The following is an 11,209-nucleotide window of genomic DNA, read 5'->3' as shown; positions in this document are numbered from 1 at the left end:
GTTGCGCGGCTTGGGTACCGCGGCTTACACAAGCTGGGGGAACAGAAAACGTCAGCCCCCGCACCCACTCCGCGCAACAGTGGCACAACAACACTCCAATCCCCACATATGTCAGCCGCCGCACCCAAGCCGCGCAACTGTGGCACAACAACAGTCCAATCCAAACTTCTGTCAGCCGCAGTCTGTGGGTGGAGGGTGTGGGCAGGTGACTTTTTCTGGTACCCCAGAATGTGGAACCTGCCCACACCCTCTGCTCACAGCGAGCTCAGAAACAACAGCAACTTTCGTCGACAATCACGACATGACGCAAGAAATCACCATCACAAGACCCGACGACTGGCACCTGCACGTGCGCGATGGCGCTGCACTCAACACCGTAGTGCCCCACACCGCAGCCGAGTTTGGCCGCGCCGTCATCATGCCCAACCTCAGGCCCCCCGTCACCACAGCCGCGCAAGCCTTGGCCTACAAAGAGCGCATCTTGGCTGCAGTGCCTCAAGGTGTGAACTTCGAGCCCTTGATGACGCTCTACCTCACCGACAACTTGCCCGCCGACGAAATTGCCCGCGCCAAAGACGCTGGTGTGGTCGCCGCCAAGCTCTACCCCGCAGGCGCCACCACCAACAGCGATGCTGGTGTGACGGACATGCGCAAGACCTACAAAACACTCGAAGCCATGCAAAAGGCGGGCATGCTGTTGTTGGTGCACGGCGAAGTCACCAGCAGCGACATCGACTTGTTTGACCGCGAAGCCGTGTTCATCGACACACAGCTCATTCCGCTGCGCAAAGACTTCCCTGAACTCAAAATTGTGTTCGAGCACATCACCACAGCCGAGGCCGCGCACTACGTGGCCGAGAGCGAAAAATACACGGGTGCCACCATCACCGCGCACCACTTGCTGTACAACCGCAACGCCATCTTTACGGGTGGCATTCGCCCGCATTACTACTGCTTGCCTGTGTTGAAGCGCGAGACGCATCGTCAAGCCTTGGTTACAGCGGCTATCAGTGGCTCGCCTAAATTTTTCTTAGGCACCGACAGTGCGCCACATCCCGCACAGCTCAAAGAACACGCCACGGGCTGCGCTGGTTGCTACACCGCACACGCAGCCATGCCCATGTATGCCGAAGCGTTTGACAACGCAGGCGCGCTCGACAAGCTCGAAGGCTTCGCCAGCTTCTACGGCGCAGACTTTTACGGTCTGCCACGCAATACTGGCACGCTCACCTTGCGCAAAGAGAGCTGGACACCGCCCGAAAGCTTTGCATTTGGCGAAGCCGACTTGAAGCCATTGCGCTCTGGCGAGGCATTGCCTTGGCGCGTGATCTAACTTCAAAAGCAGATGGCTTTGCAGGCGCTGTTTTAGCCGACATCGATTGGTCCCAACCTTGGTTCGCCCCCTGGCGCGAACTGGGTGAGTCCACTGCACGCCAAGCACTGCAACAGCAAAGCGTCGCCGAAGCCCTGAACGAAAACACACACACAGCTAAGCGCGAGGACAGCGCGGGCTCGGGTGATATTGCGAGCGTAGCGAGCGTGAACACGACCCGTGCTGGCCTCGCGCTTGGCGACGCCAACGCAGTGAAGTTCGTCCCTCAGTCAGCCTTGCCCGAAGGCCAAGCCTACGAAGACTTCATCTTCAAAACAGCCCAAGTCCCCACCCGTGACGGCCTGCACGACTTCTTCAATGGCCTGTGCTGGCAACGCTTCCCGCTGGCCAAGCGCCGCTTGAACCAACTGCAAGCCGCAGAGATCAACACCCAAGGCGTTCGCGCCACACGCGGCCCTGTGCGTGATGCGCTCACGCTGTTTGATGAAAACGTGGTGCTCATGCATGCGCCCGATGCGGTGTGGGCCGCGTTGCAAACGCGTGATTGGCTCAAGCTGTTTGTGGATTTACGCGCGCAATGGCAACACGTTCACCTTGTGTTGTTTGGCCATGCCTTGTTGGAAAAACTGGTCACGCCCTACAAGTCCATCACGGCGCATGTGTACCGAGTGGACAACAACGTCAACCCGCACGACGAAGCTGCGTTAGACGCGTGGTTGGTGCAAGACCTCCAGCCTGCCAAACTTGCCACCAAACCTTATGAGCCTTTGCCAGTGTTGGGCGTTCCCGGCTGGTGTGTTGACAACGCTGAGCGGGCTTATTACGAAGACACGAATGTCTTTCGCCCCAAGCGCGAAATCTCAAGCTGATAGATCACCCGCATACCCTGTCACTTGGCTTAGTTTTTGTGTGGCTTTTTGACGCGCCACCATTGACTTGCAAGAATTCACCCCTACCATTCTTGAGCGCGTATTTTTGTATTCCGCGCTGAAAAGGAAACCATGAAACGCATTCTTCTGTTCGTCCTCACCAACCTCGCCGTCATGGTGGTGCTAGGGGTCGTCGCCAGTTTGCTGGGCGTCAACCGCTTTCTCACCGCCAACGGTTTGAACCTGTCTGCCTTGCTGGGCTTCTCGCTCATCATGGGTTTCGGCGGCGCATTCATTTCACTCTTGATGAGCAAGCCCATGGCCAAGTGGAGCACGGGCGCCCACGTCATCAACCAACCCGCCAACCAAGACGAAGCGTGGTTGGTCAGCGTAGTTCAGCGCTTGTCTGAGCGCGCTGGCATCACCATGCCCGAAGTGGCGATTTACGAAGGCGAGCCCAACGCGTTTGCAACCGGCGCATTCAAAAACTCAGCCTTGGTGGCTGTGTCCACTGGCTTGCTGCAGGGTATGACCAAAGAAGAAATTGAAGCCGTGTTGGGCCATGAAATTGCCCACGTGGCCAACGGTGACATGGTCACACTCACGCTGATCCAAGGCGTGCTCAACACCTTTGTGGTGTTCTTGAGCCGCGTCATCGGCTACTTTGTGGACAGCATGTTGCGCAGCAAAGATGACGAATCTACCGGCCCCGGCATGGGCTACTACATCACCAGTTTTGTGCTGGACATCTTGCTTGGCTTCGTGGCCAGCATGATCGTGGCATGGTTCAGCCGCTACCGCGAGTTCGCTGCGGATGAAGGCTCTGCCAAGCTCTTGGGTAACAAGCAACCCATGATCAACGCTTTGGCCCGATTGAACAGCATGCAAGCAGGCGAGTTGCCCACCAGCGTGGCAGCGATGGGCATCACGGGTGGCTTGGGCAAATTGTTTGCCTCACACCCACCGTTGGAAGAGCGCATTGCGGCTTTGCAAAATGCACAAGGCTAAATGTTGTGTGCACCAAGAACGACGCACGAAAAGGGCATGTTTGAGATGAAGTTTTTCCTGTGAGCCAACCCTCATCACCCTGGACGGTCGCCCCTGTGCAAGCAGTGGCGACCGTTGCCATTCAGCCTGCTGCTGAACTCACGCCTGCACAAAAACGTTTCAACACGTTACTGGCGCGCGTGTCGGCGTTGTCTGATTCCATCGCCACGTTAGAGGCGTTGTCTACGCAGCACCGCAGCAGTCACTTAACCGCGATGAGTGCGTTGAAGACCCAAGCAGACGCTGCGCGCAAAAACCTGTTGTTGTTTTTAGATGGCCGTTTGCATCAGGCAGAGCTCACTGCCACACACCGACGCAGCGCTATGCAAATCATCTTGGCCTTGTGCGAAGCGCTGGAACACAAGAACGATGTGCAAGTGCAAGCTGTGTTCAACCAACACCACAGCGAAGAAGACGCGCAAGCCTTGGCCGAAGAAGCGCGTGCAGGAGCCGAACACGCCAAAGCCGTGTTTGAAGATTTATTCGGCAAGCCCTTGCATGGTGCTGATGATTTGCACACGGCAGAGGCGGTGTTTGAAGAAGGCCTTCGTCAATACCGCGAACAGCAGCAGCGCCTCGAAGACAAGCGCCAAGCGAAGAAGGCGAAGAAAAAACCAGCTGCGCGTCAGCTCAAAGACGCGCAGCAAAAAATGGACGCCAACACTGCGCTGCGCACGGTGTATCGCCAACTCGCCAGCGCTTTGCACCCTGACCGCGAACCCGATGAGGCCGAGCGCTTGCGCAAAACCGCGTTGATGAGCGAAGTCAACGCTGCGTATGACCGAAAGAACTTGTCTGAGCTGCTGAAGCTCCAATTGCAACTGGCACAGATCGACAGTGCGGCCTTGAGCCGCATCGCCGACGACAAACTCAACGCCATGTGCTTGCTGCTCAAAGAGCAAGTCGAAGCGCTGGAAGAAGACGAGGCACAAGCCCAGTTTGAAATTCGCCACTACCTGGGTGTGAATGAGCTAGACCACATCAGTGCCGAGAGCTTGGCGCGTGCAATGGCGATTCAGCTGCGCGACAAAGGGCAGGAGGTCGACACGCTAGAGCGGGATCTGCGACGCATTCAAAACGAAGCAGAGCTCAAGCGTTGGCTCAAAGAGCAAGCGCAGCTGGCCAAAGAAGCGCGGGCTGAGTTGACCGATTTGGATCGCTTGTTAGGTCGTTAACCCGCAATATCAGGCTCAACCAACTTGGCCAATTGTTCCAATGATTCTTGCCATCCGAGGTAGCACATCTCCAAAGGAATGACATCTGGAATGCCTGCTTGGGTGACGTTCAGCTCAGTGCCGCAGATCACAGGCGTGAGCGACACCGTCACCTCCAGCACGCCGGGCAAGTTGGGGTCTTCAAACTTGTCGGTGTAGCGGATGCGTTGGTTAGGCACGAGCTCTAGGTACTCACCACCAAACGAATGGCCATTGCCACTACCGAAGTTGTGAAACGACATGCGGAAGGTGCCGCCTACTTTTGCATCGAGGTGATGCACGGTGCAGGTGAAGCCATAGGGCGGCAGCCACTTGGCCAAAGCGCTGGCTTCTATAAAGGCGCGATAGACCTTGTCGGTTGACGTTTTCAAAACGCGATGAAGGTGAACACTTCGACCAGACATGTCGATCTCCTTGAAAGAGTTTTTAGATACTTGCAGCGCTTAAACCGGCAAGTAACCTTCCACCGACAAGTAGCGCTCGCCCGTGTCGTAGTTAAAGCCCAGCACGGTCGCGCCTGCTGGAATCTCTGGCAGCTTTTGTGCAATCGCAGCCAGCGTCGCGCCAGAAGAGATACCTACCAACAAACCTTCTTCAGCAGCGCTGCGTCGGCCCATTTCGCGTGCGGCGTCGGCTTCTACTTGAATCACACCGTCTAGCAAAGAAGTGTCTAAGTTTTTAGGAATGAAGCCCGCGCCAATACCTTGAATAGGGTGGGGCGCAGGTACGCCGCCTGAGATGACGGGCGAGGCAGTGGGCTCTACCGCATACACCTTCAAGTTGGGCCACTTGGCTTTGAGCACTTTGGCGGCGCCCGTTAAGTGGCCACCGGTGCCCACGCCGGTGATGAGTACGTCCACACCTTCGGGGAAGTCGGCCATGATTTCTTGCGCGGTGGTGCGTACGTGCACGTCGATGTTGGCGGGGTTTTCAAACTGCTGTGGAATCCATGCGCCTGGTGTTTGTGCAGCCAGTTCTTCGGCACGGGCAATCGCGCCCTTCATGCCTTTTTCGCGAGGCGTCAAATCAAACGATGCGCCATAGGCCAACATCAAACGACGACGCTCAATGCTCATGCTGTCGGGCATGACCAAGATGAGTTTGTAGCCTTTCACAGCGGCCACCATCGCCAAGCCTACGCCCGTGTTGCCAGAAGTGGGTTCGATGATGGTGCCACCTGCTTTGAGCGCGCCCGACTTTTCGGCCGCTTCCACCATGGCCAAGGCGATGCGGTCTTTGATGGAGCCACCGGGGTTGGTGCGCTCGGACTTGATCCACACCTGGTGCGTGTTGCCAAACAGGCGGTTGATGCGAATGTGGGGCGTGTTACCGATGGTGTCTAAAACGCTGAGGGCTTTCATGGGTTGCTCCTTGAAGAAATAATTTGTCTCGCGACGGCTTCGCCTACTTTAATGCCATCCACTCCCGCCGACAAAATGCCGCCGGCATAGCCCGCGCCTTCACCTGCAGGGTACAGGCCAAAGAGCGTGGGGCTTTGCAAGCTGTCGTCTTCGCGGGCAATGCGCAGCGGCGATGAGGTGCGAGTTTCCACGCCTGTCATCACGGCGTCGTGCATGTCAAAGCCTTTGATTTTTTGGCCAAACACGGGCAGCGCTTCGCGCATGGCGGTGATGGCGTAGCTGGGCAATGCACTGTTCAGGCTCACCATCTTCACGCCCGGTTTGTACGAGGGCTCCACGCTGCCCAGCGCGGTCGATGCACGGTCTGCCACAAAGTCGCCCACCAGTTGCGCAGGCGCTTCGTAGCTGCTGCCGCCTAGTGTGTAGGCATGTGCTTCGAGTTGGCGTTGCAGCACCAAGCCTGCCAGCGGGTGGTAGCCACCGGGTGCATCGTGTGTGGTGTGGCGCACGGCGTTGCCGAGCTCTTGGCCCAGTTCGGCTTCAAAGGCGGCGGGATCGCTGGGGTAATCGCTGGGGTCAATGCCCACCACAATGCCTGCGTTGGCGTTGCGCTCAGCCCTTGAGTATTGGCTCATGCCGTTGGTCACGACGCGACCTGCTTCGCTGGTGGCGGCTACCACGGTGCCACCGGGGCACATGCAAAAGCTATACACGGCGCGACCGTTTTCAGCGTGGTGCACCAATTTGTAGTCTGCCGCACCCAGCAGCGCGTGGCCTGCGTGTTGGCCCCAGCGTGCGCGATCAATCACGCCTTGTGGGTGCTCAATGCGCACACCCACAGAAAACGGTTTGGCTTCCATCGCCACCGCATGGCGATGCAGCATGGTGAAGGTGTCGCGCGCGCTGTGGCCCAGGGCGATCACCACCTGGCGAGCGGGCAGGGTGTAGGTTTCGTCGCTGGCGTGGTTGTGAATGCGCAGGGCTCGGATGGCTCTCGTGGAAGAACCGGTATCTTCGTAGTCGATGTCCACCACGCGTTGTTCAAAGCGCACCTCGCCACCCAAGCGAATGATTTCTTCGCGCAGACCTTCTACCACTTTCACCAGCTTGAAGGTGCCGATGTGTGGGTGCGCAGTGAACAAAATTTCTTCGGGTGCGCCAAAGCGCACAAACTCGTTCATCACTTTGCGGCCCAAGTGGCGTGGGTCTTTGATTTGGCTGTACAGCTTGCCGTCTGAAAACGTCCCTGCACCGCCTTCGCCAAATTGCACATTGCTCTCGACGTTCAAAATCTTTTTGCGCCACAGGCCCCAGGTGTCTTTGGTGCGTTGGCGCATGGAGGTGCCGCGCTCAATCACGATGGGCTTGAAGCCCATTTGTGCCAACACCAGTGCCGCAAAAATACCGCACGGTCCAAAGCCCACCACCACGGGGCGTTCGCCTTCGTTTGTCCCCCAATCGCCCGACGCATGTGTGGGCGCCTGCCATGTCATGTTGGGCGTGGGCTGGATGTGCGAGTTCTTTTCGTACTTGGCCAACAAGGCTGACTCTTGTGTCGCGTCAGCCAATGTGATGTCCACGATGTAGACCACCAGCAAGTTTTGCTTGCGTGCGTCAAAGCTGCGCTTGAACACCTCTAGCGTGGCGATGGCGTCTGTTGATATGCCTAAAGCTTCAGCAGCTAACGTGCGAAGTGCATCAATCGGGTGAGGAGGAAGCTGGCGGTCTGCCTCGGTTTCAGCGGGCGCATCGGCAGCGCGGCGTTGTTCGACGGGAAGGGCAGACAGTGGGAGTTTGAGTTCTGAGAGTCGAATCACAAGCGTGTGGCCCGTGGTGATCGGGCAAGTTATGTCGAGGACCTTGATTATCCGTCGATAATCAAGCTGTGAAGCTCGCTAGGCCGTCGCTGGTGCAATCTGGGAAACCAGGCACTGGAGGAACGTCCGGACTGCGTAGGACAGCGTAAGAGGTAACACCTCTCCACCGTGAGGTGAGGATTAGAGCAACAGAGACGAGCCGCTTAAGTGCGGGTGAAACGGGCAATCTCTACGCGCAGCAATACCAAGTAGGCCAACGTTGAGGCGGTTCGCTGAGTTGGCGGGTAGGTAGCACCGAGCCGAGTGGGTGACCCTCGGCCCAGATTAATGACGGTCACGCCGTGGGCAACCACGGTGCACAGAATCCGGCGTATCGGCGAGCTTCACACTTTTCTTTTTAATCATTGCCGCAGATGTCAGACACCACTTCCACCGCCGGCTTTGAGCAACCCATCGTCCACGAAACCGCACTCAGCAAATCGATGGTGTTTTCAGACATCGACATCCAAAGCCGCATGAGTGTGGCGCGTCCCGATGAGCTTCAGTTTGAATACACACGTTTGATGATGGGCGTGTTGTTGTTTCAGCCACAGCCTAAACGCATCTTGATGGTTGGCTTGGGCGGCGGTTCACTCGCTAAGTTTTGTTACAAGCATTTGCCCGAGGCGCACATCACGGTGGTGGAGATCAACCCACACGTCATTGCGTTGCGCCAAATTTTTTGCATTCCCGATGACGATGCGCGCTTTCAAGTGGTGCAAATGGATGCCGCGTACTTCATGGCGCAGACCGAGCAAACCTTTGACGTGGTTTTTGTCGATGGCTTTGACCAACATGGCATGCCTGAGCAGTTGTGTTCGCCGCAGTTTTATTCAGACTGTCGCCGCGTGTTGCGTCATGGCGGGGTGGCCGTGGCCAACCTGCACCGCTTCAGCGCCTACCGCGATGTGTATGTGGACCGCATCGAGGCAGCCTTTGATTGCGCGTCTGACGACGCAATGTGGGTAGTCAATGCGCCGGGTACCACCAACTGCGTGGTGTTTGCCTTGCATGGGTTTTCTAAAGACACCAAGCTCGGTTACAGCAAACACAAGCCTGCGCACATGAGTGAGGACGCATGGGCGCAAATTTCGCCCAGTGTGGCGCGAACGTTTTTAGCAACGCAAGAAAAGACGAAGGATTAATGCGCCGCCCATTCGATGACGCGATGTTCGCGCGTGACGTGGGTGCTGGTGAAGCCTTTTTGTGAAAAGTAGGCCACCATGGTTTGCCTAAATTCTTCAGGGCCCACCGTGCGCAGATTGAATTCCCCGTTGAAGCCTTGTGTGTCTTTTTTGAACTCCACTGCAGCCAGCTGGCGCGAGGTGAGGTGGGCCAAGCTGCACAACCAGTGAAACGTGCGAGCAGGAATGCGAGAGCCGGTGGCCACCGCCACGATCACATCTTCACCTTGCCACTGCAGTTGGTCGGTCATGACGATGACGCCTGACTGGTCGGGCCGCATGGCGTAAGGCAGCAACGAGCCTTCTTGTCGCCATGCACAGTGAAAATTTCGGCAAGGATCTTGGGGGCGTTCGTTGTAAATATCGCAGCCTTCGTTGGTGCAGTGCGTGCAGGCTGTGCCTAGGTGAGCTTTGGCAAGAGGGTTGTCAATGTCGAGCCAGCCTTCGCAGCAGGCGGTGCAAGGCTGGCAGTTTCTTGTGTTGATCGCTGGCATACGCCAACGTTAATGAGTATGTCGTTTTGCATGGGTGACGTCTGCGTCATCCGAACGGGGAATGACTTAAATGTCATCCATGGGCGAGGTTGCGAATGCGCGCCACATGCGCCAAGAGCGATCGCATGGCCACTGGCCACAAGCGCGGCGGCACATCGTCGTACGCCAGTTTGACCCAGTCTTCCATGCTGCCTTCAGTATGCTGTTGCATGACCTTCAAAATTTTGGCTTCGCGTTTGAGGCGGTGCGCTTTGAGGTGTTGGATGCAGGCACGCGCGTCGTGCGGTGCGTCCCACACGTTGCCCAGCACATAGCCATGCGCGGGCAGAATAAAGTCGATGCGGTCTTGCTCGCAAGCCGCCAGCAGTTTGTCGAGTGAATTCAAGTAGTCGGTCATATTGCCATCTGGCGGGTCGACGACGGTGGTGCTGCCGTTGAGCACATGGTCGCCGCTGAACAACAAGCCGTCTTCTTCTAATACCAAGCACAAATGGTTGGCGGCGTGGCCCGGTGTGTGAATGACACGCAAGGTGTGCATGACGCCATTCATGACCCCGCTGCCTTGCAATACCAAACGCTCCCCATCTTCAAGCTCGCGGTCAGGTGTGAACGCACTGGCTGCGCGAGCGGTGGGGTGTGAAGCCAAACCAAGAATAGGCGGCGTATGCCCATGTTGTGTGCACATGGCTTGCAGCGGCGCAGCACCCGGCGAGTGGTCGGGGTGCGAGTGGGTGCACACGATATAACGAATGTTGCCGCCTGCGGTACGCCACAAACGGTCCAAGTGTTCTGTGTCTGCGGGACCAGGGTCGATGACGGCGTAGCCCGTGTCGGGGTCTCCCACCAAATAGCTGTTGGTGCCGGGGCCGGTCATCACGCCTGGGTTAGGGGCGGTGAGACGCTGCACGTTTTTCAGCAGCAGCACGGGTTGGTCGGTCACCCAGTCGAGGTGGTGCAGCATTTGCCCATCGGGGCAGGTGAGGGCAAGTTCACCAAACGGCGCTTCATGCTCCATGTAGCGTGCCTCTTTGCCGCTTAGCCAGCCCGCACGTGGACAGCTGGTGAACCACGGTTGCTCGGTGGCGCAGTCGGCCAACACGCTGTCGACCGTGGCGTAACTTTGCAAACGCTCCAGTGTTTTGATGGTGGGGTAGATGATGAAGAAGTTGCCTTTGGCGTGGCGTGCGAGTGCGTCGACAGGTCGCACCCACTCTGGGGAAAATTGTTCCTTTTCGTCGGCCACGGGTGTTTGCGCATCGGGCATACGGGCCACCAAGAACGGCACGTCAAAGCGGCGGGGCAGGTCGCGATCGGTGATCCAGTGAGCGAGTACAAACACTTCGTCTGCGGCAAGCGTCAGGCCGCGTTTTGCACATTGCTCAGCAAAGCCACCCCCCGAAGCTTGGCGGTCAAGTGCGGCAATGTCTGCGGCGTTGGCCATTTGCCCGTTGGCGTGGCGCGCTAGCAAGATACCCAGCTCTTCAAAGCTTTCGCGAATGGCAGCAATGGCTTGGGTCAGGTACAAATCGCTTTGTGTGGCTCGGCGCTTGGCATCGTGGTGAGACAGCGCGTCAGCGGCGTCAATGCCACCGCCAGGAAACACATAAGCACCCGGTGCAAAGCTGGCTGTCATTGAGCGGCGCGTCATCAGCACTTCTAGGCCCTGCGGGCTGTCGCGCAGCAACAGCACGGTGGCAGCGGGCAACACGGGTGCGGGTTCTTTGTGGGGGTGGAGGAGTTGGGTCGATCGGGCCATCGGCAGATTATGGAGAGCTTGCATACCTAGCGTTTACCCTTGCGTAAAAGCCACAGATGCAGGTTGTCGACTTTTGCTCACAATTTGCCTAAGAC

General features: G+C 57.6%; 11 protein-coding genes and 1 other RNA gene. 7 read left to right on the top strand and 5 right to left on the bottom strand.

Going from position 1 to position 11,209, the window contains the following annotated elements; translation table 11 throughout:
- The 5 genes from RMR24_RS10310 to RMR24_RS10290 form a co-directional block, all read left to right on the top strand.
- Positions 1-209 (top strand): hypothetical protein (locus tag RMR24_RS10310; RefSeq protein WP_310614997.1); only part of this gene is annotated, 209 nt, incomplete at its 5' end.
- Between the two features lie 92 nt (positions 210-301).
- Positions 302-1,333, top strand: a complete 1,032-nt coding sequence (gene pyrC, locus RMR24_RS10305; RefSeq protein WP_310614996.1) for a dihydroorotase — start codon at positions 302-304, stop codon at positions 1,331-1,333.
- A complete protein-coding gene (locus RMR24_RS10300) occupies positions 1,318-2,202 on the top strand; it encodes a DUF3025 domain-containing protein (RefSeq protein WP_310614995.1) in 885 nt (294 codons plus the stop codon). The genes pyrC and RMR24_RS10300 overlap by 16 nt, the downstream gene beginning before the upstream one ends.
- Positions 2,203-2,334: 132 nt before the next feature.
- A complete protein-coding gene (htpX, locus tag RMR24_RS10295) occupies positions 2,335-3,210 on the top strand; it encodes a protease HtpX (protein WP_310614994.1) in 876 nt (291 codons plus the stop codon).
- A 59-nt stretch (positions 3,211-3,269) separates the two neighbouring features.
- Positions 3,270-4,424, top strand: a complete 1,155-nt coding sequence (locus tag RMR24_RS10290; protein ID WP_310614993.1) for a hypothetical protein — start codon at positions 3,270-3,272, stop codon at positions 4,422-4,424.
- Here the strand turns inward: RMR24_RS10290 and RMR24_RS10285 are convergent.
- From RMR24_RS10285 to RMR24_RS10275, 3 genes are read right to left on the bottom strand one after another with little or no spacing between them, the layout of a single operon-like run.
- Positions 4,421-4,867, bottom strand: a complete 447-nt coding sequence (locus tag RMR24_RS10285) for an SRPBCC family protein (protein ID WP_310614992.1) — start codon at positions 4,865-4,867, stop codon at positions 4,421-4,423. The genes RMR24_RS10290 and RMR24_RS10285 overlap by 4 nt on opposite strands.
- Before the next feature lie 39 nt (positions 4,868-4,906).
- Positions 4,907-5,824 (bottom strand): cysteine synthase A, encoded by a 918-nt coding sequence (gene cysK / locus RMR24_RS10280; RefSeq protein WP_310614991.1) that lies wholly within the window; start codon positions 5,822-5,824, stop codon positions 4,907-4,909.
- On the bottom strand, positions 5,821-7,641 hold the full coding sequence (locus tag RMR24_RS10275; RefSeq protein WP_310614990.1) for an FAD-dependent protein: 1,821 nt from the start codon (positions 7,639-7,641) through the stop codon (positions 5,821-5,823). Before RMR24_RS10275 ends, cysK begins: the two co-directional genes overlap by 4 nt.
- Before the next feature lie 70 nt (positions 7,642-7,711).
- Between RMR24_RS10275 and rnpB the strand changes: the two genes are divergently transcribed.
- Positions 7,712-8,030: RNase P RNA component class A (gene rnpB / locus RMR24_RS10270), an RNA gene on the top strand.
- A gap of 24 nt (positions 8,031-8,054) precedes the next feature.
- Positions 8,055-8,825, top strand: coding sequence for a fused MFS/spermidine synthase (locus RMR24_RS10265; protein WP_310614989.1), 771 nt, complete (start codon positions 8,055-8,057; stop codon positions 8,823-8,825).
- Here the strand turns inward: RMR24_RS10265 and RMR24_RS10260 are convergent.
- Both RMR24_RS10260 and RMR24_RS10255 read right to left on the bottom strand, forming a co-directional pair.
- Positions 8,822-9,358, bottom strand: a complete 537-nt coding sequence (locus RMR24_RS10260) for a hypothetical protein (RefSeq protein WP_310614988.1) — start codon at positions 9,356-9,358, stop codon at positions 8,822-8,824. The genes RMR24_RS10265 and RMR24_RS10260 overlap by 4 nt on opposite strands.
- A gap of 73 nt (positions 9,359-9,431) precedes the next feature.
- On the bottom strand, positions 9,432-11,114 hold the full coding sequence (locus tag RMR24_RS10255) for an MBL fold metallo-hydrolase (RefSeq protein ID WP_310614987.1): 1,683 nt from the start codon (positions 11,112-11,114) through the stop codon (positions 9,432-9,434).
- Positions 11,115-11,209 lie beyond the last annotated feature (95 nt).

This window comes from Limnohabitans sp. (assembly GCF_031539105.1).
In the GTDB taxonomy this organism is placed as follows: domain Bacteria; phylum Pseudomonadota; class Gammaproteobacteria; order Burkholderiales; family Burkholderiaceae_C; genus Limnohabitans.
The sequence above is the reverse complement of the archived record's forward strand: the minus strand, read 5'-3'. Positions and strand labels throughout refer to the sequence as shown.